The 22,802-nt window shown below is 61.2% G+C and carries 17 protein-coding genes and 1 pseudogene; 7 read left to right on the top strand and 11 right to left on the bottom strand.

Annotated features, from left to right (window positions below; all coding sequences use genetic code 11):
* Positions 1 to 4 precede the first annotated feature (4 nt).
* Positions 5 to 1,663 carry an ATP-binding domain-containing protein gene (locus tag HB681_RS25100; protein ID WP_213957586.1) on the bottom strand — a complete coding sequence of 553 codons (1,659 nt, stop codon included), beginning with the start codon at positions 1,661 to 1,663 and terminating at the stop codon, positions 5 to 7.
* A gap of 128 nt (positions 1,664 to 1,791) precedes the next feature.
* Between HB681_RS25100 and HB681_RS38820 the strand changes: the two genes are divergently transcribed.
* Entirely contained in the window at positions 1,792 to 4,083 is a 2,292-nt protein-coding gene (locus tag HB681_RS38820; protein ID WP_213957585.1) for an ATP-binding protein, read from the top strand.
* Between the two features lie 322 nt (positions 4,084 to 4,405).
* On the opposite strand, the gene HB681_RS25090 is transcribed toward HB681_RS38820, so the two are convergent.
* A complete protein-coding gene (locus HB681_RS25090; RefSeq protein ID WP_213957584.1) occupies positions 4,406 to 5,080 on the bottom strand; it encodes an NUDIX domain-containing protein in 675 nt (224 codons plus the stop codon).
* 66 nt (positions 5,081 to 5,146) lie between these two features.
* On the opposite strand from HB681_RS25090, the gene HB681_RS25085 reads away from it, so the two are divergent.
* The 4 genes from HB681_RS25085 to HB681_RS25070 are packed head-to-tail and all read left to right on the top strand — an operon-like array spanning position 5,147 to position 8,378.
* Positions 5,147 to 6,112: a metallophosphoesterase gene (locus tag HB681_RS25085; RefSeq protein ID WP_213957583.1), complete on the top strand. Its 966-nt coding sequence runs from the start codon at positions 5,147 to 5,149 to the stop codon at positions 6,110 to 6,112.
* A complete protein-coding gene (locus tag HB681_RS25080) occupies positions 6,112 to 6,726 on the top strand; it encodes a hypothetical protein (RefSeq protein ID WP_213957582.1) in 615 nt (204 codons plus the stop codon). The genes HB681_RS25085 and HB681_RS25080 overlap by 1 nt, the downstream gene beginning before the upstream one ends.
* Positions 6,727 to 6,777: 51 nt before the next feature.
* Entirely contained in the window at positions 6,778 to 7,359 is a 582-nt protein-coding gene (locus HB681_RS25075) for a cyclin-dependent kinase inhibitor 3 family protein (protein WP_218628302.1), read from the top strand.
* On the top strand, positions 7,353 to 8,378 hold the full coding sequence (locus tag HB681_RS25070; RefSeq protein ID WP_256735093.1) for a hypothetical protein: 1,026 nt from the start codon (positions 7,353 to 7,355) through the stop codon (positions 8,376 to 8,378). Before HB681_RS25075 ends, HB681_RS25070 begins: the two co-directional genes overlap by 7 nt.
* A gap of 123 nt (positions 8,379 to 8,501) precedes the next feature.
* On the opposite strand, the pseudogene HB681_RS38335 reads toward HB681_RS25070, so the two are convergent.
* From HB681_RS38335 to HB681_RS25030, 7 genes and pseudogenes are all read right to left on the bottom strand, one after another.
* Positions 8,502 to 8,914, bottom strand: a pseudogene (locus tag HB681_RS38335) (IS21 family transposase); the annotation flags it as partial.
* A gap of 498 nt (positions 8,915 to 9,412) precedes the next feature.
* Positions 9,413 to 12,289 (bottom strand): dynamin family protein, encoded by a 2,877-nt coding sequence (locus HB681_RS25055; RefSeq protein WP_213957579.1) that lies wholly within the window; start codon positions 12,287 to 12,289, stop codon positions 9,413 to 9,415.
* Positions 12,290 to 12,416: 127 nt separating this feature from the next.
* Positions 12,417 to 12,746, bottom strand: a complete 330-nt coding sequence (locus HB681_RS25050; protein WP_213957578.1) for an XRE family transcriptional regulator — start codon at positions 12,744 to 12,746, stop codon at positions 12,417 to 12,419.
* Between the two features lie 226 nt (positions 12,747 to 12,972).
* Complete coding sequence (locus HB681_RS25045; RefSeq protein WP_213957577.1) at positions 12,973 to 14,265, bottom strand: VWA domain-containing protein; 1,293 nt, start codon at positions 14,263 to 14,265, stop codon at positions 12,973 to 12,975.
* A 276-nt stretch (positions 14,266 to 14,541) separates the two neighbouring features.
* A complete protein-coding gene (locus HB681_RS25040; RefSeq protein WP_213957576.1) occupies positions 14,542 to 15,528 on the bottom strand; it encodes a WYL domain-containing protein in 987 nt (328 codons plus the stop codon).
* 317 nt (positions 15,529 to 15,845) lie between these two features.
* Positions 15,846 to 16,196, bottom strand: coding sequence for a helix-turn-helix domain-containing protein (locus HB681_RS25035; RefSeq protein WP_213957575.1), 351 nt, complete (start codon positions 16,194 to 16,196; stop codon positions 15,846 to 15,848).
* A gap of 740 nt (positions 16,197 to 16,936) precedes the next feature.
* Positions 16,937 to 19,396 carry a DEAD/DEAH box helicase family protein gene (locus HB681_RS25030; RefSeq protein WP_345944744.1) on the bottom strand — a complete coding sequence of 820 codons (2,460 nt, stop codon included), beginning with the start codon at positions 19,394 to 19,396 and terminating at the stop codon, positions 16,937 to 16,939.
* A gap of 366 nt (positions 19,397 to 19,762) precedes the next feature.
* Between HB681_RS25030 and HB681_RS25025 the strand changes: the two genes are divergently transcribed.
* Entirely contained in the window at positions 19,763 to 19,951 is a 189-nt protein-coding gene (locus tag HB681_RS25025) for a recombinase family protein (protein WP_256735092.1), read from the top strand.
* Here the strand turns inward: HB681_RS25025 and HB681_RS25020 are convergent.
* Together HB681_RS25020 and HB681_RS25015 are read right to left on the bottom strand one after the other, a co-directional pair.
* Complete coding sequence (locus HB681_RS25020; protein WP_213957573.1) at positions 19,944 to 20,354, bottom strand: PIN domain-containing protein; 411 nt, start codon at positions 20,352 to 20,354, stop codon at positions 19,944 to 19,946. The genes HB681_RS25025 and HB681_RS25020 overlap by 8 nt on opposite strands.
* A complete protein-coding gene (locus HB681_RS25015) occupies positions 20,351 to 20,641 on the bottom strand; it encodes a hypothetical protein (RefSeq protein WP_213957572.1) in 291 nt (96 codons plus the stop codon). Before HB681_RS25015 ends, HB681_RS25020 begins: the two co-directional genes overlap by 4 nt.
* Before the next feature lie 270 nt (positions 20,642 to 20,911).
* Here HB681_RS25015 and HB681_RS25010 point away from each other — a divergent pair, with 270 nt between their 5' ends.
* The gene (locus HB681_RS25010) at positions 20,912 to 22,735 is read left to right on the top strand and encodes a hypothetical protein (protein WP_213957571.1); all 1,824 of its coding nucleotides are present in this window, start codon (positions 20,912 to 20,914) and stop codon (positions 22,733 to 22,735) included.
* Positions 22,736 to 22,802 lie beyond the last annotated feature (67 nt).

Raw genomic sequence — 22,802 nt, 5'->3', positions numbered from 1 at the left:
CTCCTCAGCCGGCGACAACCAAGTCAGTAACTGGTTCCAATCGCGCCGCGAGGGCCTTCTCTGCCGCCGAAGACATCACAAGGTGCAACTGCATCTGCGCGCGCGTCATCGCAACGAACAGCATGCGGGCTCGCTGGTCGTCCAGTACCTCGAAGTCGATCTCGCAGACGATCACGATCGGCGCTGACTGTCCTTTGAAACGGTAGACGGATTCCACGAGCAATTCGCCGTCTGTCCAGAGCGGGTTATCGGCGGCATCGAACTCTCCAGTGAAGCGTCGAAGGATCCAGGGACCGAGCCGCTCGCAATTTAGTAGTGCCGAGTGCTGTCGCCCTCGAAAACTGATCAGCGCAATGTCCCCGAGCGAATGTCCGTCGCGGAGCAGCCCCGCGACGACCGCTTCGGAGGCGCCGAGCCCACCGACGTCAGAGGGCTCATATACATGCAATGCAGGTACCTCTCCCAGATCGGGCCCGCGCGCGACTACCGGTTCCGGGGTGAGCCTCAACAAGTTGAGGGTCTCCACAATGCGCCGCGGGCTGCGGAAATTGTCCGGGCAGACGATGCGCGTGGCGTCGGAAAGGTCGAACGCCTCCTTGCGGTAGATCGCCTGGCTCGAATCTCCCAAAACGTAGAGCCGACCCTCAGGCTTCAGCCGCGGCACCAATGCTTCGAGCCACTCGCCGTCGAAATCCTGCGATTCGTCGATGATCAGAAGGTCGAGCGTCGGCACGACTTCCGCATTCATCGCGCACAAGGCTTGGAAGCCCCGGCGGAAGACTGCCCCGTCGTTCTTGAAATCCGGCTTGGCGCCCGTAGCGCGCAGCGCCGCAATGCCAAGTTCATCGGCCGTGCTGACCTCGGCCCGCACCGGAGCCAACCTCGCAATGTGATCGGCCAGTGGACGATTGAAACAGACATAGTGCGCTCGTTCCCGGCGACGATCGGCGTCGTGCAGCAGCGCCAGTGCGAGCTGTGTCTTGCCGGAACCTGCGGTGGCCTCCACTACATAGACGCCTGACCGCGATTGGACGCGCGGCACCCAGGTCGCGAGCCCCTCGGCAAGCCGGCGTGTTGCGGCCTGGCGCTGACCTTGGCGGCAAGCTGCATCCGGCACGACGGAGAACCGGTCCGCGAAGAAGTCGTGCAAGCGCGCGACCGCCTCGTCGCCGATGGGAGCATGCCGGCAGGCCTCGCTGAGCAGCGCACCGATGTGATCCAACTGGCTCGCATCGATGATCCGCTCGCGCGGATAGCCAATGGTCCCCTGCACGACCCGAAAGTCCGGCAGCAAAAGGAAATGAGCGATTCGTACTGCCCCGAGGTGAACCTCACGCAGGCGGCCGATCAATCCCTGCCATTGTGCGTGGGCCTGATGCGCCAGATTCTTTTCAACGCTGCCGTAGCGCTTGAAAGCTCCGCGCTCCGACAACTCCACCTCGCCGGCCTTGACCTCGAGCACTGCCACGTGGCCGGCCGGGAACACTACCACAGCGTCGAGTTCACCATAACGCTGCGACGATTCGTGCATGTGCGAGATCTGCAATCCATGATAGATCGTGCAGGCGGCTGGCAATGCCTTCGCCAAGAGCTCCAACATCTCGCGTTCACGATACTGCCCAGCGCTGAGCGTGCGTGGAATCTCAGGATGCAATTCGGCCATGCGGCACTCTATGCGATGCCAAGTGCTTCAGGGCGGCTTTGAAGGCAAAAAATCGTGCAAAAACGGCCCTTGCTGCGACACATTTTGTCGCCTCTTTCGGGACACTGGTCTCTCTTCAAGGAGATCCTGTGTCACGTCAGCCCATTGTCTGGTCACCGAGCCAGCGCGACCTCACAAGCGTCGCCAACAGCCGCGTCTGTCTGGCGTTGCTGCGAATCTTTCGGGAGGTGCGTCTTGGCCTCAATATGCACAGTCACGACGACATCATCCGGCCGTTGTGGCCGGCGATCCGGCTCGAGCCTGCCGCGTTGCAGGCGGCTTTGAAGTCGTCACTGACCGAACTCGCTGGCCCCCGGGGAACGAGGTCTTCGGAACTGCGTACAACACTGCTCGATGAACCAGATGCGGAACCGCCCTTGTGGCTGGCCCGCATGGCTGGGCCCCGCGCGCGGTTGCCGATGGAAACCCCGGATGACGCGCCCCTGCGAGTTCTCGGCTCTGCGCTGGTCTATGACAGGGCGCCCTATCGACCTCTCTTCGACGCCGTGGAGAAAAGGCTGGAGCGTCGGGCTGCGCAGGTCCTGTCGGTCGACCGAAACATCCAGTGGCTCGCCAAATTGCTTGGCCTGAGCGCGCTGGAAAGTCAATTCCTCACGCTGTGTGCGGCGTTGGAACTCGGATCCATCGAGCGAGAGAGCTTCAGTCATATCGGCAGCTCGGTGCGACGCACCCGGGCCTTGGGCGTCGCACTCCCATCGAATGATCAGCACGCTCTCGCAGAGTTGGTGGGGCGTCAGGGCGTTCTGCAGCGAAGCGGCCTGCTGCGGATGACCGACCGTGCCGACAGTGACCTCGAAGACCTTTTGCAGCTGTCGCGCCTCGGCTCGATGCTGCTCACGGTCGAGTTTGAATCGGTGGAGGCGATGGCCGCTCGCGTATTGAGGCCTTTGCCAATGCCTGGGGGCAAGCTGGCCTGGCCGCACTTGGGGCAGCGCACCTCCCTTCTGCAAGGCGTCTTGCGCAGCGCACTGCGCCACGGTGAGCCAGGGGTGAACATCTTGATCTACGGGGCACCCGGGACTGGCAAAACTGAATACGCTCGGCAGCTTGTTCAAGAGGCCGAGGCGCAAGGCTTTGGCATCGACGACACTGACAGCCAGCAGCGCCCGGCGTCTCGCGACGAGCGGCTCGGAAGCCTGCGCCTCAGCGAGATCTTCGCGCCGCAGGGCCACAGCGTTCTGGTTCTTGACGAAGCCGAGGACATCTTTCAGAGCGACTACACGAGCCCACTGCGACGCCTCATGGGCCACCGGGAGGAGAGCAAATCCTGGATGAACCAGCGTCTGGAGTCCAACCGGATTCCCGTGATCTGGATCAGCAACCAGATTGACCACATCGACCCGGCCTATCTGCGACGCTTTACCTATTGCCTTGAATTTCTCGTGCCTCCGCGCGCGCAGCGGCGCGAGATTGCGCGTGAACATCTTTCGCATGTCGGCGCGTCCGACCGGCTCATCGACCGGGCCGCAGGCCATCCCACGCTTCCAGCCGCCGTGCTCGCCTCGGCCGCCCGGTTTGCGACCCTCAGCGGTGCCGCACCGGCACAGGTCGACAACGCAATCGGGCAGATGCTCGCCGACCACCTTCAAGCTATGGGACAGCCATTCAAGGCGGCCGTGGTCGACTCGGCGACGCGCTTTGACCTGGCCTATCTCAACGTGAACGGGAAAACGCAACCCGCACCATTGATCGCAGGCCTCGCAAAACTGGGGCGCGGAAGCGTGCTGTTGTGCGGGGCACCCGGAACCGGCAAGACCCAGCTGGCGTCGGAGATCGCGCGTGCCCTGGGGAGAGACTTGATCTACCGCACGGCAGCCGACATCAACTCGAAATGGTATGGCGAGAGCGAGCGCAACGTTGCCGATTTGTTCACGCAATGCGATCCGCAGGGTGAGGTGCTCTTCCTCGACGAGGCAGACACCCTACTGGGAGATCGTTCCTCGACTGGACATCGAGCAGACCAGGCAGTCACCGCCGAATTCCTGCGGCGGGTCGAGGCCTTCGAGGGAGTTTTCATCTGTGCCACCAATCATGCCAACGCATTCGATCCGGCATTGATGCGCCGATTTGTCTTCCGTCTCGAACTACTTCCTTTGGCACATCATCAGCGCGAAGCACTTTTCATTGAGTGCCTTCGGGGATCAAGCAGCCAACAAGATGTTGTAGCGAATCCGCCGCTTGCAACTCAGCTGGCGCGTTTGCGCCGCCTGGATCAACTCACGCCGGGCGATTTCGCGAATGTGTTCAGGCGCTTTGAAGCCCTTGGCGTCAGTGCGGACGTGAGCAACTGGCTGGACGAATTGGAAGCAGAGCACCATGCGAAGCCCCAGTCGTCACGTGGAGCCATGGGTTTTGTGTAAGTGCAAATCCATTGCGCGCCCCCGTGATGCAACTTTAGACCGCCTATTGCTGCCATTAATCCGGGCAGGAGAATCGGGCGATCAACGCTGGCGCTGGGACCAGATGTTGCCCGCACCGTCGCTACACCAGTGGCCGTTACACACGGCAAAGCGCGCGGCGGTCGCAATGCCTTTCCCCTCACACGTATGACATCGTTCGCGTGCGTAGCCGCTCGGGCGGCGCTGAGGCCTTTGTCAACGATTGGCGCCGTCCTGTATGTTGTTTCTCAGCGCGGCAAAGTACGGATCTCGCGCTCCGCCGGGCGGTCCGGCGGCTGGAGGATCAGAAGCGGAAGCCCGGCGCCACCTTAAAAAGCTGCGCTGGCCGTTGCGCCCCGCGCTCGAATGCGCCCGGAATCTCGACGATGTCCGCGCTCTTTGCAAAGCGCCGACGGAACGCCCCCTTGTCCAACACTGCGACGTCGTCAGGGCCATGCGCCAGGATGATTTCGCAGGCCTTCTGCAACTGGGTGAGCGTGAATTGCTCGGGCATCAGGTGCAGCGGCAATGCGTGTTCGCGGACGCGTTCGCGAAGGGCGGAGCGTGCAGCGGCCAACTGCTCGGCATGGTCGAACGCCAGTGGCGGCAGGGCAGCGTCGGCATCCGCCCACTGCACCACCTCCACGTTGGAGCGGACCACGGCCTGCACCCGGTTCCTCGGCAGCAATGCATAGTGCAGCACGCCGAGCGACCAGCCGCGCGGATCACGGTCGGCGCCGGCAAAGGTGTGCAGCTGGGACAAGTAAGGCACCTCGACGCTGATCTTGTCGCGCAATGCACGGCGAGCAGTTGCTTCCAGGTCTCTATCGATTTCAGGGTTCAGTACCGCGCCCGGCAGTGCCCATGCGCCCGCCGCCGGCGCTCGCGCACGCTGCACCAGCAGCACCTGAAGAGCGCCATCACCGATGCTGAAGATAGCCACATCGGCGGATACCAGCGGAAAGAGGAGTTTGGCCATTTACTTAGTGACAACATGCCAATAACAGGTTATGATAGTGACATTATGTCAATAATAGGAGATCGAATGGACTTTGACATCATTGGAGACATCCACGGCCAATACGACAAGCTGGAATGCCTGCTGCGTCGGCTGGGCTACGAGCAGCGTTCCGGCGCCTGGCGCCACCCACTGCGCGCGGCCATCTTCGTCGGCGACTTCATCGACCGCGGCCCTCAGGGTGTAGAAACTGTCCAGGCAGTGCGCGCAATGGTCGAAGCCGGCAGCGCGTTGGCAGTGATGGGCAATCACGAATTGAACGCAATCGCCTGGCACACGCCGGACTTGCGCCAACCCGGCGAATACCTCCGCCCGCACCTGAGTGAACGCTGGGGCCAGAAAAACCGCCACCAGCACCAGGCGTTCCTTGCTCAGGTAGAACACAACCCGACCTTGCACGCGGAGCTCGTCGACTGGTTCCTCACCCTGCCCTTGTGGCTCGACCTGGACGGGCTGCGCGTGGTCCACGCCTGTTGGCACGCGCCGTTCATCGAGTGGCTTGCTCCGCGACTCGCGCGGGGAAACCTGCTGACACGCGACCTGCTCATCGATGCCACCACCGAGCCCGTGGATCCCGAGGAGAAGGACACATCGACTCCCAGTGTCTTCAAGGCGGTCGAGGCGCTCATCAAAGGCCTTGAGATCCCTTTGCCTGCAGCCAACGACTTTCTGGACAAGGATGGGATCGGCCGGCACCGCGTGCGGGTCCAGTGGTGGAACGAAGGCGCGACGCGCTATCGCGACATCGCCATGCTGCCCGAGCCCGAAAGATTGGCGTTGCCCGACCTGCCGGTACCGCCGCAGGTGCGTTTGCCCGACCTCGGCCGCAAGCCCATCTTCTTTGGTCATTACTGGATGACGGGGACGCCGCGCCTGCAATCGGACCACGCAGTCTGCGTGGACTACAGCGCCGGCAAGGGAGGGCCGCTGGTTGCCTACCGCTGGGAGGAAGGCAAACCGCTTGACGCCTGCAGCTTTGTGACGAGCGACTGATGGGCCAGACGACCGAACCGGACACACACGATATGCAAACAGAAACCGCCACCGAGCCGCAATCGCCCGCAGCCCTCCTTCACGCATGGGAACAGGCGTATCGCCAGGATTTCGAGAAGGACAACGGCGCTGTGTTCGCGACCATTCTGCAGCGCTTCGGGCTCGACGTTGACGCGCCGGCCATGCTCGAAGGGACCATCGAATTCGTCCGCGCGACGGCTGCGCTCAGGGAGTTGGACAATCTCGACGTCGTGGCATTTCTGGCAGAGCAGCGCTACGCCCCGCAATGCACCGCAACCACCTACTCGCTGGTGTTCGACGTCTGCCAGCACGGCGCGGCATGCCTGCTCACGGCCCCCGACTTGAGGTTCATTGACCTGGCGGACCTCTATGGGTGGCCCTGGGAGCGCCTGGAACTGGTCGGCTACAGCAGCTTCTGGGTGTATCGGATCGATGGTCAGGCCCTCGACGCGGCGGAAATCGAAGCATTGGACCAGCAGGTGAGCAACGACATCGCCTTCGACTATGGCGATGACGAGGTCTCTGTCGACTTCGATCCGGACTCCTTCGAGGGGGCACTCACCGTCACGATCTGCGACCACCCGGACGAATGAGACCTTGCCCTTTGGTATCCGTCCTCGACACTCACCAGGATTTCATACGCAATGACCCAGACCATCCCGACCGTCAGAACGAGCATCAGCCATCCCCTTCACATCGCCACCGTGCCCCTCGAGTGCGGGGCGATAGGCTTGACCTTGTGTCCCGGAAAACAAGGGGCCAGTGAGTTTGGCGCGCCATGGCAGCGGGATCTGAAAGCAGACCTCGACAAGATCGTCCACTGGGGCGCCGCCGCCGTCGTCACCCTGGTCGAAGTCCACGAGTTGCGTTCATTGGGTGTGCCGGAGCTCGGCGCGCGCATTCGGGATCGGGGAATTCAGTGGCATCACTTGCCCATTCGCGACCTCGAGGTTCCCGATGAAGTTTTCGAGGCCAAGTGGCCTGCGGCAGTTGCGCAGCTGCGCCAGACAATGGCAGCCGGCCAGCGCGTCCTGGTCCATTGCCGAGGCGGGTTGGGACGGGCCGGGACGGTGGCAGCCTGCCTGCTGGTGGAGCACGGGGTAGCGCCCACCCAGGCCATCGAGCGTATTCGACGGGTTCGACCCCACGCAATCGAGACGCCGGCACAGGCACGCTACGTCATGGACTATGGCCCGGCCGTGGGTCGTCAAGAACTGAAATGCTGAAGCGCATGCAGATGGACTGGTTCGAACAGATCACTGGCTTTGTCGAAAGGGATTTCGACACCACGCAGGCAAGGCTTTCCGTTGTGGACGGCCTGCTGCATTCCACGCACAGCGACCGCACTTGTGCTGTGGGGCATCTGGAGACGCCGACACTTTCCGAGTTGCGTCAACGTGCGGCGCAATGGACAACTGAACAGGGAGCGACGCGGGTCTCGTGCATCCAGGGCGATGCTCGCAAGCTACATCGCGACAGCCGAAATGCCGGCGCTCTGTTTCAGGTGGCGTCGCAGTTCAACCTGCTGGAGATGACCGGGCCCGCTGTCATCCCGGAGGACGGCGTCACCTGCTACGCCGGCGATGCAACGCAAGGGCCGGCTTGCGCCATCGCGGCTGGTGCCGGCACCATCTACCGGAACTATCTCGCTCCGGTACATGGACATCCAGGGCAGCGCGCCAACCGCCAGATTGACTGCCTGCACGATGTCGGTGCGGCGCTCGGCAATGTCGAGGGCGCTTTGTGGAAGATGCAGAACGGGTACTGCTTCGCTACCGAGCAAGGGCTAGCATCCGTTGACGCGAAACTGGAACTACTTAGTGAAACGCAGCGCGACGAGGTCATGCTGCGTCTGCGCATCGGGTTGCACCGGGACGTCGAGGTCACCGACCGAGATGCGGGCCACAGAGTTTCGCAAGCGTACTGCTCTGCGCTTCCAGTCGCATATAACCGAGTGCGAAATCCCGCGCGTTGGGCTCGATTCGCCAGCCTGGTGCTCGATGCGGCATACGAAGCCACCCTGCTCTCGGCGGTGCTGAATCGCGCCATGAATGGGAACCCCATTGTCTTCCTGACCAGATTGGGCGGAGGCGTCTTCGGAAATGATCCACGATGGATTTCGGCCGCGGTCCGGCGCTCGCTGAACTCGTGCAGGGATGCGGGGCTGGACGTGCGAATCGTGAGTCATGGAGATCCGGATCCCGGCATGCTGGCCATCGTTGACGAATGGAACGACGATCAGTAAGCGGGCAACTTTCCCAGGTATGCGCGCTACACGCAGGGTTGGGAAACTGCGGCGGACCGATCAAGAACGTGCTGGCCACTTCACTTCTCAGCACAGGCCATTCACGACCTGCGCGTCGTCGCTGATCCGATGCGGGAAAGCCACCCCAGCGATGACTACCTCGAGCTCGTCGCACACGGTGAAGTCCGACAACCCTAGACGACCCGGCGGATGCTCCTGTGCGAAGAAGACGACGTGTCGTAGTCACCGGGATAGCGGCGCTGCAGTTCCTCCAGCAGCGTCACCGCGTTGAGTGCGCCGTCGGTCTCGAGCAACAGGAACAGGACGATCTCGCTGTCCCATACCGGCGCCAGCGGATCTGCGCGGGTGCGCCATGTCCGCTCCTCGCGCTGAGAGGGCAACGCCTAACGGTGTTCGATGCGCCGCGCGCTGCGTTCACTGATGCCGGCCTTGGCGGCTGAGGCGACCTGACTGAGCTTCAGGTGGTGTTGCTTGTACTTCTGCACTTGATGGGGCGCACCATCTTGTGGGAGCACTGCGGGATGATGGCGGACAAAGGCTACGCCAATCGTTGGAGGAAAAAGCTTGCCTGGTACCGCGAGAATGGTGTCTTGCCGCTTGAGGACGGTAGTGGAGAAGCCGCCACCCTGGTAGTCACCTACGACGATGAGCGCGGCGGCATCAATGGTCAGCGGATTGACGCACTCATTGAAGAAATTTTCGGCTCGACGGAACCTATTGGGCGTATGGGATATGGGCTTGGCAGGAGTCGACTTCTCCGGCATATACCTGCAGGTGGCCCCTCGCAGCCGAAACTCGGTCGGCCTCAAATGCAGAGAGGCGCGCTCCACGCGCTCCTGAGCCGCAGCGAATGACCCTGCTGGGCGGACTGGGGTTGTCGACATTTCCATCGCCTTTGACCAAGGTGGGGATTCCCCACCTCAACCAACTGAGCGGTCGAGCAGACCATCTCGTTACCTACCCCGGTGCTATTGCAGTATTGCAGTGCGCTGTTTCAGACCCGAGTCGCAGCATCAGCTTGGGCGCGGCCCCATTACGTCAATTGTCGTCCGGCTCTTGATGCGTCGATAGATCGGGTTGTTAACGGCGAGCCCTTGCGTGGCGCGATAGATATCTAGCCCTTTGCCCAGCCTGAAGACGATGCCGTTGTCGAGCATCAGGAACCGATCGTGCTCGTTGCGATCACGCTCCCAGTTCAGATCGACACCTCGCCCCGAAAGCTGTTCGGCGATCAGGCGCAATTGCTGGTCGCCCTCGGCGGTTTCCAGCTCATCGCGATGTCCGGTGATGACCCGGATTGTCTTGACGGGCCCTGTGTCGCAAAGCCACTGCACCACCTCTTGCAAATTCCGCCTCTGGTGAGGGAGGTCGATGTACGGGTCAATCAACAGCGCGTGCGTTGCACCTCCAAGGTGCTTCGCGTCGAAGATCTTGCCCCATCCCCAGTTGCTCTCCTCCGGCTGCAGTCGAAACTGCTGAAGTACGAGCGATGCAGCTTCCTGAATTCGGTCCCAATCAGGCGCTGCCAGTGCGCCGACAGTAGTGACTGGCGCGGGCTGAAGCGCTGGCGGTCGTTCCGCCGTAACGAGGACAGGTGAGGTTGTCATGGTGACCAAATCAGACATCGCTATTTGCGTGGGTTGGCTGACAACTTCCGGCTCATCGCCAAACAGTCTCGCAATGTTTTCCGATGCCTCCTTCAACGCGTTGGCCAAGTCGGCAGCCAACTTTTCAAATGAGACCTTCTGGCCACTTGAAGCCGCTTCGACAGCGGCTGTGATGTCCTTGCCGATGCGTTCAAGCTCGGCCTTAACTTCGCTCAGCGCCTTGTCCGGCAGCTCGTTGGCACGGCCAATCAGGATTTCCCCATGCTCGTGGTGCTTAGCACGCAAATATCCTTCAAGAGCCGTTGCCAGAATCGCACGAACCTGAGCGTAGAAGGCCTTCACCTCCCGCGTCTGCCCGATGGTGGTTCCCGCACCCCAGACGCCTGCCACGGCACTGCGGGCGGAGGAGATGCGCTCCGACACATCGTCGGTCACAAAGTCCTCAAGCAATTGAATGATCTTTGCTTCCTCAGCCTCGATCAGCCCCTGCAGCGCTTCGAGCGAGCGAGTCAGAAAGTCTTGCAGCCGCGCGGCGACATCGACCCGGATTTCCGACCCGACGTCGAGCTGTTCGCTGATCCGCGCACTGGAGTCTGCGAGACCCCCGAGATGAGCGTCAAACTTCTCGACGAAGTTCGCAAACTCAGCCTGTTGTTCGCCAAGCAGCCCTGCCACGCGCGGAAAGATCGAGTTCGCTACCTTGGTCTGCAAACCGTGCATGTAGCCCCAGGTCCCGCTGCGCCGAGTGCGCCAGTGGCGCCCCGCGTCGTCGGACTCGAAATCCCCAAGCACCTTGTCGGCAGACATCACGATTGCGTCGATGCGCGCTTCGGCCAGCTTCACACCGCCATCCACCGACCGCTTTAGCAACTCTGCATCTGCCTTGACCGTTCGCGAAAATGCATCGCCCGCTTCTCCAAAAAGACGACGAAAATCCCCGAGCTTCTGCTCGGCCACCTCCCTGTTGTTCACGCTCTGCACCGCAGCGCGGCGGGCTTCGATGACACGCAGCATCTGCTCGATCTCGCTCGAGGCGCCCGACCTCAGGGCCCGGGCCACATGGGCCAGTCGCGACTCTGACGACAGGATCTGCATTAGCCTGTCTTGCATGTCCAGCATGCCACCGGGGTCTGTTGGGTGCAGAGGGAAGTGAACCAGCTCACCCCCGGTGGCCTTGCGATGGTTGATGGCAGACGTGAACACGAGTTCAATTTCACCTAATTGCTCGCGATAGCGTTCGAGAGCGGGTGAATCCTCGGAACCTTGGCCCAGCGCCGTGAGCGTCGAATCGAGCTCCGCTCGCAACCGGCGGCGCTCGCGCTCAATGCGCATCTGTATCGGCTCGGGGTCCTCGTCGTCGCTCTTGGCGGCGTTGACGTGCTGCTCGTAGGTCTGGTCGACCTGAGTGACCACGAACACAAGCTGCTTGACCGTGCCTCGCCGCAACAGTGAAAGCAGAAAGTCCTTTTCCGATTGATCGAACGCCGGCCCCGACTTGGTGAGGAACAGAACCGCATCCACGTCTTTGACGATCTCTTCGGTCAGCGCGACACGGAAGCGCTCGGTATCGCCCAGTCCGGGCGTGTCGATGAGCAGGATGCCTTGCTCCAGCAGTGGTGATGGCGCGGTGATCTCGATGCGCTCGACGAGGCAGTGGTGCGGGCGCGAGCCTGTGGTGAACTGCTTCAATTCCTTGCGGAAGGCGATGACTGCTCTGCGATCATTCAGATCCGACACGACCAAGTCTACGAACTTGCCCCCGTCGGCCAAGTACTCACGCTCAAGCCCCGTGAGCCTTGCCTCGTCAAATACCTCGGGTTTGTCAGCGCCGACGTCAGGTTTGCGAGTGGGAAAACGCAGCCAGTTCGTGATGCGATGGGCCTCAAGGTCTTTGGGGTTGTCCTTGTGCAGCAGTTTGAGGCTCTGCCACTGCTCGCGCGATAGAAAGTACACGCGCGCTCGCACGCTAGGCCCGTAGCGGAACGTGGTGACCGCTGCGGTCTCGGGGTTGGTTTCCTCGCCAGCCAGCTTTCTGCCTAGCAGTTCGTTTACGAACGATGACTTGCCGGCCTTGAAGCGGCCCACCACCGCAACGCGGTACTCACTTGGAACGACCTGCTTGTCAATCAGGTCCTTCAATTGGGTGGCGGTGCGGACGCATTCGTAGCTGAGCGCCAGGTGGCGCTCCTTCTCGTTGGCCAGCAGCAACTGACACACGGATTCAATCTCAGCCTTTGCGGCCAGGATGTTCTGTCGAAGATGGAGGGGTGAGAAAGCAGTCATGTTTTTCCTGTTTTGATGCTCATGGGCTCTGAGTTTCGGGCAAGCTGTCCGGGCATCAATTGCACCGGAACCTGTCGTGATGTCCCGCGAACGGGGACCGGTGCCCCTTTGTATGGGGGCTCAGTCCTCAGGAGGCTTCGTTTCGCTGGCGGTAGCGCGGCTCGGGGCGCGGCGGCGGGTCGGCGTCCATGTTCCAGCGCGCGCCGAAGCTCGCCATGTACGCCACCACGCGCTCTATCTCTTCATCGGTCAGCACCTGGAATGCCGCCATGAAGAATGCCCGCGTCACGCTGATCTCGCGCGGCACTTGCCCGCCCGTGTGCTTTCGCCACTGCTCCGGCTGCACTGCGAACAGGCGCGCCATCTCATACGCCGAGAGACCAAAGTGCTCCTTGAGCTCCTGCAGGTCTTTCGGGGTCGGCGCACGGTACTCAGTAACCGGCGGCGTGATCCTCATGGAATTCGCCGGGTCGCCGCTGGAGGCCGTCACTTGAGCCTGGTCGCCGGAAATGGTTTCATCGGTGCACGTCCTTGTAGGGTTGAGGGCGCTGCGTTGTCACTGCGCCACGGCACTGATTTTACCGACCTTTTCAGTCGCAGGTTGAATAGTTGAGCGCAGAGGCCCGTGAACTAATGCCCATTTCTCGCCTGACCCATGCCCCCTCGAGCGCCTCGGACTGATGTCAGAGGTCCCTCTTCCCCTGCAGCGGCTTGCGACGCAGGTATGCAGGCAGGTCTTCCAGATTCATCGGAGATCCGGTTTCATCCTTGGACGCTAAACGGGAATTCAACTTCATGGACGAATATCGCGCCTCCTTCATCATGCGATCGCGCGATCGGCTACGCGCGATTGCACTCATCGCCGACAGGATGCTTCCCACCCATTCACTACGCTTGAAGCACTCCTGCGCTTCGGCGAGCAATCGGTCGACTTCATCCCACCGCCTGTCCATCGCCGCCGCGCGCATCTGGGTCAGCATGTGGCTCGCGGCCAGCTCATCGGACCGCCGGCGCACCAACTCGTCTTCGGCCAACGCGCCGAATGCAGCGTCGGGAAGCACCATCAGCTCAAGCCTGGCAGGCTCCAGCGTCACTGGAACTCCCTCCAGGCTAACGCCACTGACGCCGACCTCGAGAATCAGCAAAGGCTTGCCAGGTGGAGGAAGTGCTCCCGCCGGAATCACCACCTGCAGCATGGCCCAAGCCTCTGCGCCCCAGGCCAGATCCGGCAAGCGCCAACCGCTGGCGGACTTCTGCAAATCATTGAGCAGCGTCAGTGAGATCTGCTGGAAGGGAGTTGCCGACAGCGTCACCTCCCTCAATGCCAGATTGGCCAGCAGATCGAGCTCCTGCTGGAACGGTTCCATCAGATCCTCGGCAGTGTCGCCGTAGTAGTGATTGCCATTGCCTGCCCGGGCCATGGCGACCATCAGATCCTCGTTGAAGTTCCGGCCGAGGCCGTAGGTGCTTGTGGTCACACCTTTCGCCGCCCAAGCGGCGCACTGGGCCGAAATTTCAGCGCTGTCAATCAATCCTTCGTTCGCGCAGCCATCGGACAGCAAGATCACGCGTTGCAGTGCCCCATTGGGTGCGTCGGCCAGCGTGTTGGCGCCTTCCAGCCAGCCACCATGGAGATTGGTGTTGCCTCCAGGTTGGATACGGCCAATGGCGCCGCGAACGCCCGCACCGTTGCCGATGGGAACGGCAGGCCACAGACGTTCCACTCGATTATCAAACGACACCACTGAAGCAACATCCGTGGGGCGCAGTTGCGACACCACAAACTCGGCGCAGCGAAGTGCCTCCACCAATGGTTGGCCATTCATCGACCCCGATTTGTCCAACACCAAACCAATCGCATGAGGAGGCCGCTGACCGCCTTCGTTGGCAGGCGCGTCCGGCGCCTGAATGCGGACGAGAACATCCAGGGTGTTGTCGCTTCCGGTGCACAGCCCCGCGTGGCGCGGGGTCAACACGATGCAGCACTCAGAGGAGGGAACGGAATTTGAGGAGGTATGGTTCGAAGTCATAGGGACATAGCTTCGCCGCCTTGAAGCTCACTGGATGAGCCACCGAATGAAAGCGCGTCGGATATTCACTGCGACTGAGCAGATGCGGTAACCTGCCCGGTCGTCGTGCCCTGCTTGCCGGGGTTGTCACTCGCCTTCTGTATCTCGGCCCTCGCATCATTTCCCGCCAATTTCCATTCCTTAGCCGTCATAGGAGCATTCGCTCGCAAAACTAGCTACCGATCAATGATCCTTGACCGCAATCATTGAGAAGGCGTTCGCGATTCGATTCCGCACGATGTCGGCGACCTTCCCGGTGTCCGAGACAATCGAGACTTCTCCGGTGTGGCGCAGGATGTCCATCGCCAGTTCCGTCGGGTCGGTATAGGGAAGGCTCAGTTCATAGCTCCCGTCCGGTTGCAATTCACCTTTTTGATTGGCGTGCCACTTCTCGCGGCTCACCCACAAAGCCGCGTTGGGACTGAATCTCAGGGTGACCCAATAGGCATGCCCACCTGCATAAATTCCGTACCCGCCGTCCATTTCCGCTTCCACCTGCTTCAATGAAACGTCCTTCGCTTTCACGTCCAACTGCGTCGCATCCTCTATCGCGTCGAGCGCGAAGCGCAACAGACGCTCGCGCGTATGACACCAAGCATCCAAGTACCAGGTGTTGCGGTAGTGCACCAATCTCTGTGGCGAGACGTCTCGATCGCTGGCCGTGCCGCGGGCGCGCGTGTGATAGCGCAAATGGACACGATGGCGCTTGAGCAACGCTTCGCCCAGAAGCTCAAACACCGTCGCGGACACCGGCCGGCTTGTGGATCCAATGATCTTCACGCGCTTGAACAAGGTCTTGACGTCTGACTCGCTCGGACCAAGCAATTCGTGAATCCGATCGAGCAACGGTTGCAGGTGCCGACTGATGGCACCCTCGGAGCCGAGTCCACTCAGCAACTGGTTCGTCATCAGCAGGGAGTAGAGCTCTCGCTCTGTGAACCATAGGCCTGGGAGTTCGTGCTTGTGACCACGGTATTCCTGGAGGAATCTGTAGCCATTTAGAAATCGGTCGTACTCGATTGGCGCGCCAAGCTGGTCTCGTAGGTATTCCAGGTCGCGCTTCAAAGTCGCCGGCGAAACTTCCAATTCTTCCAGGAGCGTCTGAAAGCTCACATGCCCTCGATTGCGAATCAAAAGTTCGATCTTGTAGACGCGGGCAGTTTTGGACATTGGCTACTCTGGTGGTCGATTCATCCTCTGAGTCACCTCCAATTGGGCGACGAGGAGCTTTGTTTCCGCATTGTTGACGCCTTATTTCTCTTGCCAAATCGGGATTATTCCCCTGAACGATGGACGAACTCGCAAGTGTGGTCCGGCAAGATGTATCTACACCGCGTTTACCGGAGCCTTTGCCGCCACGAACTCGACCGCGTCGCGTGCGACGCTTGCAGTCCAGTGCCCTCCAGCGATGCCCCGCCCGCATTCAAGCAGCGGCGGCTGGACCGCAGCGTCGCATTTGATGGGCGCGCTTCTTGTCTGGTTTGTGCCTATATGGAGTGAAAAATCCCGAGATTGGCCGCCGGGTATCCCTGCCCGCTCTCGAGCACTCGAATGATGTCTCTGAGCCGCTCGCACTCCCGCTCCAATGACGCGACCCACGCGCGGGCGTGCAGGGCTTCATTGAAGGCTTGCGCGTGCAGCGCGGACAGGCCCCAGCGGCTCTCGAACCACAGCGCCAAATAGGCGGTGCGCGGCGCGTTGCTATTGGCCTTCCACCGTTGCAACGTGCGCAGGCTCACGCCGAGGTGACGCGCAATGCGTTTCGGTGGTTCGAGCTGGTCGGCGAGCAAATAATCCAATGGCGGCATGCGCGCGGGTGAGGGTGCGCTGAATGGCATGGCGGACTCCTTGGGCCGGAAGACGGGCCGGCCAGGCGCCAGAGTGTCATCATCTCAGTTCGGCTCATGCGAAGGCCCTGCCCTGCGCCAGCGGGACTCTCGCAGGCGATGCGTATGAACAAACATGACGCCCGGTCGATACCGGAAGCCGGGACCCGAAGATCTTGTCGGCAAATTGAGATCCCTGGCGACTACGTGAGGCCCGCCTGTTTCTGGGGCTGTCCGCCTTGCCCTTGCCACGCGACTTGCCCCTCAGCTTTATTGACCTTCGAGGGAAGCCCGTCGCCTTTGCTCCGACCGGGCCATCCTGCTAGAGGCCCGACGCGCGAGGCAAGCGGAATGAACACCCCTTCGGGGCGGCGCGACTTGACGGCTTGTGGGCTCAGCTTGTCGGGGGCGGACACACGATCCGCGAAGTTCGAGTCGAGCATCAATCCGAGTTACAGCATTCCGTCACGGGGCGTACCGAGGCCACCTCGGAGTGACAGGCGACCCGACAAACTGCCCCAGTCAGTTCCTGATGTCGTTTGACAGCTTGCTCCAATGGAGCTCGAACGCGTCGCCACCTCGCCGAGGCCTTGGTCCTGCGCTCCGCCGATCACTCGATTCGATGGGTCAGATCGCGAGCCGCCCTCCCCGCGCGGCACGTGGCCTGCCTGGCGGCGCTTAACATAATTGCTTGGGTTCCAACAAATCCATCCACGACACCCCCGCGGGTGGGAGCCAAGTGTTGATCCGGCTCATGTGATGAGTTCTTTCTGCATAGCATGGTCATTTGCGAGAGCGGGCTTTCCAAGGTCGCCTGGCGACTCACCACCACTGCTCGCGTTGATGGCTATTCGATATCCCATCGCGCGATAGCCTCGCTGACGCTTTTCCCACATCCGCAGCAACGCAGGGTGCCCGGTATCGACGAAGTCGATGATCCGCACGTCGGTCTTGCTGGCGTGTTCCCGGTGCAAACGGCCTGCGTACTGCTGCAGTGTGCCCTTCCACGAAACCGGCATGGCCAGCACCAAGGTATTCAGAGGCGGATGATCGAAACCTTCCCCCACGAGCTTCCCGGTGGCGAGCAGGATGCGCGGCGCCAGCGGCGACAGCGCGTCAAGCTCGGCGATGACGGCGATACGCTGCTTCTTTGACATTCGGCCGTGCAGCACGAATGGCGGTGGCCGCTGTACTGCCAATGACGAGAGGATGGCCTCAAGGTGCTCCGTGCGCTCGGTCAGCACCAGGACCTTGCGGCCTTGCTCGAAGGCCATCATGACCTCGGCCGCGACGGCTTGCGTCCGTAACACGTCATTCGCAAGGTGCCGGAACACGTTCTGAATGCCCGCTGTGGTGGGCAGATCGATGCGGGAAAACCGTGATCTCGGCAGCACCTCCAGGTCGTGCGGTGCGCTGGCCGGTCTGGCCGCCGTATGCCGGATAGGCCCGCATTGCATGAAGATGACTGGCTGTTGGCCGTCGCGGCGAATCGGCGTGGCGGTCAGGCCGAGCACGAACTTCGCCTTGGTCCGTTTGAGGATGGCATCGAACGATGTGGCGCCAACATGGTGACATTCATCGACGATGACCTGTCCGTAGGTCTCGACAAGCGAATTGACCTCTCCCTGACGGGACACCGACTGCATCACGGCGATGTCGATCCTGCCGGTGGGCTTGGATTTTCCGCCACCAATGGTGCCCACCATGTCCTTGCCTGCGCCGAGAAATGCTTGCAGTCGCTCTTGCCATTGCTTGAGCAGCTCGGTTCGATGCACCAGTACCAGGGTGTTCACGCCGCGTCTGGCAATGAGGGCGGCCGCCGTGACCGTCTTGCCGAATGCGGTCGGCGCGCACAGCACGCCCGCATCGTGACGCAGCATGGCCGAGACAGCCGCCTCCTGGTCATGCCGCAAGTCGCCGAAGAAGCTGACATTGATAGGCTCCCCACGATACCTCTCGTCTCGCAGGTCGCAGCGAATATCGTTTTCTTTCAGCAATGCCAGGGCGGCGTCGAGGCAGCCGCGCGGCAACGCGATGTGCCGCGGGTAGTTCTCGGCTTGCCCGATCACACGCGGCTTGTCCCATACAGACATCCGGAGCGCCTGGGCCTTGTAGAACTCGGGGTTCTGAAAGGCCGCTAACCGGATGAGGCGATTGGCCAATGCTTGGGGCAATTCGCTTTTCTCAAAATAGATCAGGTTGGCCAGCGTCACAATCAACGCCTCGGGCATCGCTCCCGCCAGCTTCGTTGATGTGGTGGCCTTGCGTTTCCATGGCGTGGCCAAGTCTTCATCGTCGATGAAGGTCACGTCAAGGGGGTGAGCGCCGCCGGTTGCCCGCAGGATGGTCGGCTCGACGTCGTGCGGCTCCATAGGCTGGATGGACGCGAGGAACGCCCACTGGTCGCGGTGCGGACGCAGATCGAAATCGACGAAGACGCTACAGCCGTTCTCGCGCGGCTTTTTTTGCAGCGGCAAGGCAATCAGGTTGCCGAAACCGCCTTTGGGCATCGTGTCCTGATTGGGAAACAGGCGGTCGTAGGATGCCAGTTTGAGCTGCCGGGTTTGTGCGCAGGTGTGGCTGATGACGGCCGTCCCGAGGCGCCGGGCATCCCGTGCTGAGACCCGCCCCGCAAAGAAGACCCAAGCATGGGCGCCGCGGCCAGAGCGTGAAATCTCCAGTGCCGCTGGCACACCCAACTCGCTGCAGGCCTGCATGAACGCTCGGGCGTCATGCTGCCACTCGGCCTCGTCGAAATCGACGGCCAGAAAATGGCAGCTGTCGTCTTCCAGCAGCGGGTAGACCCCCACCGTGTGCTTGCCGGCCAGATGGTCGTAGATCACCGCATCGGACAAGGGGATCAGCAGACGGTGGGTGCAGTCGGCGCATTTGATGCGTGGCTTCTCGCAAACGCCGGCCCGCCACTCGTTGCCGCAGGCGGGCGCGTAGCCCGATTTGCCTGAGGTCTTGCCTTCCCAGCGTACAGGATAGACATCCGTGCGGCCACGGAATAGCCGCCGAAACAGCGCCACCTTCTCTGGGGTTGATAGGCGAGACGGCTCGGATTCCGATTTCGTCTCTGGGGCTGGGGCGGGCGTTGCCGGCCCTGGCGATGATGCTGTGCGCCATTCAATCCTGTGCGATTCCAGCAACGCCACCAGCCGAGCGTTCTCCGCTTTCAGGGCTGCGAACGTATCGTGTTCAGTCATCATCGCGGTCGTGCTCGGCGAGCAACCTGTGTATGTGTTCACCGACCGTAACTGACGCCGTGACTGGCGTGGCGAACCGCGGCCATGCGCGCGCATAGCGGGGAGTGCTGTGGCGCCGGCAAGCCGGCAATGGCCTCAGAGCCTCGCTGAACATTTTCGCCATTGTGCCGAAGTGCCATTGTCCTGCTCGCCGATATCACGGCTGAAGCCTGATGGCTGCTCGCTCCGCCAGCCCTTCGTGGTTGCCCAGCGCCTCCCCGGAGGCGGCGATGGCGTTCTTGGCATTCGCCACCAAGTTGTCCTGATTCTGGCCACTAGCATGACATCTGGAGATCTTTGCTCGTTCGCTGCAGAGGGCCTATTGATTGAATGCACCGAAACCGAGATCACCCCTCCCACGAGGTCCAGGTCGTGGGCGAGATTCTGCACCGGAATCGCGCCGGCGCCTCGCTGCGCTCGATCGCGCGGCACCTGGACGCCCAAGGCATCGAGAACAAGCGCGGCGGGCGCTGGTACGCCTCAACCGTGCGCTACCTCATCGAGCGCCAAGTCACATAAACGGGTCGATGACAGTCAGGCCCATCGCGAGGAACGGCCCCGTGTCGCGAGTGGCCACCGTAGTGATGCCGGCGGAGTGCGCAACCGCCGCGATCTGTCCGTCGCCGATCGTGACGTTGTACCCTACCCCCAACGCCCGTTCCGTCAACTGGGCGTATGAGCGCGCCGCGAACTCGTCGAACGGAAGGACTTGGAATCGCGGGATGATGGCGTTGACGGCCTGATCCACGCGCGTGCGGTTCTGCCCCACCGGCATGCGCGAGACGCCGGAGAGCATCTCCATCACGGTGGTGGCGCAGATGCACAGGTCGACCGGCGCCTGCAGGTTGAACCAGTCCACCACCTTCTGGGCGGGCTGCGGCTTTATCAGTTCGGAGACGACGTTCGTATCGAGCAGGATCATTCAAAGCTCGCCGGCTCGACGCTTTCGTCCGAGCGTTTGAACAGCGCGTCGACATCCTCGTTGCTGAGGCGCTCGCCGGCCGCCGCGAGAGCGGAGTGCAACTGCCGCCCGATCGCGACGAGCTGGTCGCCAAAGCCTGGAGTCGATGACGACTGCCTCGTGGCCACCTCGACTAGGACGTTGCGAGCAAAGCCCTCGACACTGCGGCGCCCTCCCCTGCGCGCCGCCAGGATCTTCAGCGCCGCGTGCGCCGTTTCGGGAAAGTCGCGGATTGTGAGCGTGGGCATTTGCTGTCACTCCTTCATAGTGCTAGCAATCATAAACCGCCATGCCCTCATCTACAAGGACAGGGCAAAAATCGCCTGCCGCCTCTGTACAGAACCGTTCCGTTTTGGACAACGCGCCCATCGACGCCCCCGTGCACTATCCCGACCACGGTGTCAATGCGCTCGCCGCGAGAAGCTGCGGCCGAGCGGCCGGCCACTTTGGCCACCAGCTGACCTGATGGACCCGGGAGTTCATATTCCGACCCGCTCTAAGCCTTTGCAAGTTGGATCGTGGACGTATACCTCGACGGGGCCGGCCGTCGGATTCAGCGGGAATTGGCGCCGGAAATCGGGCACTTCATCGGATTTGGCTGGAGCCGTCTCGTGGCCCGTCCTAACCTGCTGGAATGTCGCAAGAACGATTCTCCGATGACGTACCCCTCTCAGGTGTGGCGCATCGCCCAGGATGCGGTTGCCGTTCAGCTCGGAGGGAATATCATGATCGCTCTCAAACAGTCATTCATGGCCTGCGCTTTGTGGGTTGGATTGGCCTCCCTGTGCTTCGCTCAGTTGCCGGTTGGAGTAGTGACGCCGTCCCCTTTCAAAAGGCCTCGAACCCCGGTTGGACCGCCACTGAACCACGGCGTGCTGACGTTGCCACCCCCGGGACTCACATTGGGGCCAGCTTGGGAGGGACCCTTTGCTGGTGCCAAACCGATTGGCTTCAATTGGACGTTAACGAATACAACTCCGATTGCGCAGTCGGGAAATTTCTCGGTATTGGTTGATGGTCAGCCGACGAAGGTGGACGGTCTATCGCAAATACAAGGACTCCTGCCAGCCTCTCAACAGTCAGGTTTTTTCTTCATTCCTGGTTTGCAAAAAGGAACGCACACGACTACTTTGGAGCTTTATCCACCGGGGAGGCCAAGCTTCATTTCGAAAGGGCAGAAGCCGGTCTCTCCAATTACGCAAGTCTCGACGGACATACAGGTGCTGGCTCCCTTTGTCGACGCAGATGGCGATACTCTGGACGACAATTTTGAGCATGCTATGCTCGAGCACTATCGTCCCTATTACAAGTTCTCGCAGCCTGGACTCTTCGAGAAAGCGCAATCGGAACCAAATTGGGAACCGTATCCGCCAATGGATGCGATGGACTATTTTGGTCGAGCCACCGTAGGGGTGCCCAATACATCCTGGTCTGGCTGGAACTTGACCCTCATGCCTGCCGGCTCGCTCGCCAACGGTCAATTCAATGCCATTCTTGGGATAAATTCGCCGTCGTCCGGAAGCTGCCCTGACGCGGGCGCCTGCTCATCCGATATGACCAAAAATGCACGCAGGACGCAGTACGCGATCGACTCCCCTGCTCTCGGTGACGCCAGTGCTGCAATGGACAAAATGAAAGCAGTCGGAAACACTGGTCTCTATGGTCATGTGGTCCCCTATAACCAGAATACCGCGCAGGGGGCCGTGCACCGCTATTTCACGAACGATGACAATAGAAATCTAATCAAAATTGAATACTGGCAATTTTTTCCTTATAACGGCGGTAGTTTTCCGCATGGCGGAGACTGGGATACAGTCCAACTCCTTGTCGATATGACCGACAATCTGCCATGCCAAAAGCCGACTTTATTTGGCGAGATAGTAAGCGTCTTTCACTACCATCACGGGGATGAATCTAGATTTGATTTCTCTGACTGCGTCATTGGCGAAGTCAATGGAGAAGCCGGCGTATATCAGTTCGTCACAACTGACCACAAGAAAGTTCAACTCTTCCGTGACCCCGCCGGTGATTTCAGTCACCCTGTTGCATTCATCGAGTATGCGACTCACGAATTCTGGCCGACGAGTGAGGGGTTTGAAGACGGCACGCCGAATCATGATGGAAATGGGGCCAGCTTTCTCACGTCCACCCCCCCCAATCTCGGCGAGGTGGAGGCGCCTCTAACCGAGTACCCGGGCGCGATGGCCCTGATGCGTTACAACGGTTATTGGGGTCGTTGTTGTCTCGTAAATAAGCCGCCACCGGGACCTTCGCTGCACACCGAGTGGACCTGGCCAGTGAGTAGTTCGATTGGGTGGCAGCTTCAAGGGAAAGAACCCTGAGTATCGCCCTGGCGCGCGCCGGAGCTCACGACGTGCGCAAACATTACCAACGAGGCGCCCGTGCCAC

The sequence above is a fragment of the Variovorax sp. dw_954 genome, from assembly GCF_018449755.1.
GTDB lineage: Bacteria > Pseudomonadota > Gammaproteobacteria > Burkholderiales > Burkholderiaceae_C > Variovorax.
The sequence above is the reverse complement of the archived record's forward strand: the minus strand, read 5'-3'. Positions and strand labels throughout refer to the sequence as shown.

Bases quoted from the DNA above. Each gene is read 5' to 3' on its own strand.
- HB681_RS25100 (WP_213957586.1), bottom strand. From the start codon at position 1,663: ATGGCCGAATTGCATCCTGAGATTCCACGCACGCTCAGCGCTGGGCAG.
- HB681_RS25090 (WP_213957584.1), bottom strand. From the start codon at position 5,080: ATGGCCAAACTCCTCTTTCCGCTGGTATCCGCCGATGTGGCTATCTTC.
- HB681_RS25085 (WP_213957583.1), top strand. From the start codon at position 5,147: ATGGACTTTGACATCATTGGAGACATCCACGGCCAATACGACAAGCTG.
- HB681_RS25080 (WP_213957582.1), top strand. From the start codon at position 6,112: ATGGGCCAGACGACCGAACCGGACACACACGATATGCAAACAGAAACC.
- HB681_RS25075 (WP_218628302.1), top strand. From the start codon at position 6,778: ATGACCCAGACCATCCCGACCGTCAGAACGAGCATCAGCCATCCCCTT.
- HB681_RS25070 (WP_256735093.1), top strand. From the start codon at position 7,353: ATGCTGAAGCGCATGCAGATGGACTGGTTCGAACAGATCACTGGCTTT.
- HB681_RS25055 (WP_213957579.1), bottom strand. From the start codon at position 12,289: ATGACTGCTTTCTCACCCCTCCATCTTCGACAGAACATCCTGGCCGCA.
- HB681_RS25050 (WP_213957578.1), bottom strand. From the start codon at position 12,746: ATGAGGATCACGCCGCCGGTTACTGAGTACCGTGCGCCGACCCCGAAA.
- HB681_RS25040 (WP_213957576.1), bottom strand. From the start codon at position 15,528: ATGTCCAAAACTGCCCGCGTCTACAAGATCGAACTTTTGATTCGCAAT.
- HB681_RS25035 (WP_213957575.1), bottom strand. From the start codon at position 16,196: ATGCCATTCAGCGCACCCTCACCCGCGCGCATGCCGCCATTGGATTAT.
- HB681_RS25030 (WP_345944744.1), bottom strand. From the start codon at position 19,396: ATGATGACTGAACACGATACGTTCGCAGCCCTGAAAGCGGAGAACGCT.
- HB681_RS25025 (WP_256735092.1), top strand. From the start codon at position 19,763: ATGCACCGAAACCGAGATCACCCCTCCCACGAGGTCCAGGTCGTGGGC.
- HB681_RS25020 (WP_213957573.1), bottom strand. From the start codon at position 20,354: ATGATCCTGCTCGATACGAACGTCGTCTCCGAACTGATAAAGCCGCAG.
- HB681_RS25015 (WP_213957572.1), bottom strand. From the start codon at position 20,641: ATGCCCACGCTCACAATCCGCGACTTTCCCGAAACGGCGCACGCGGCG.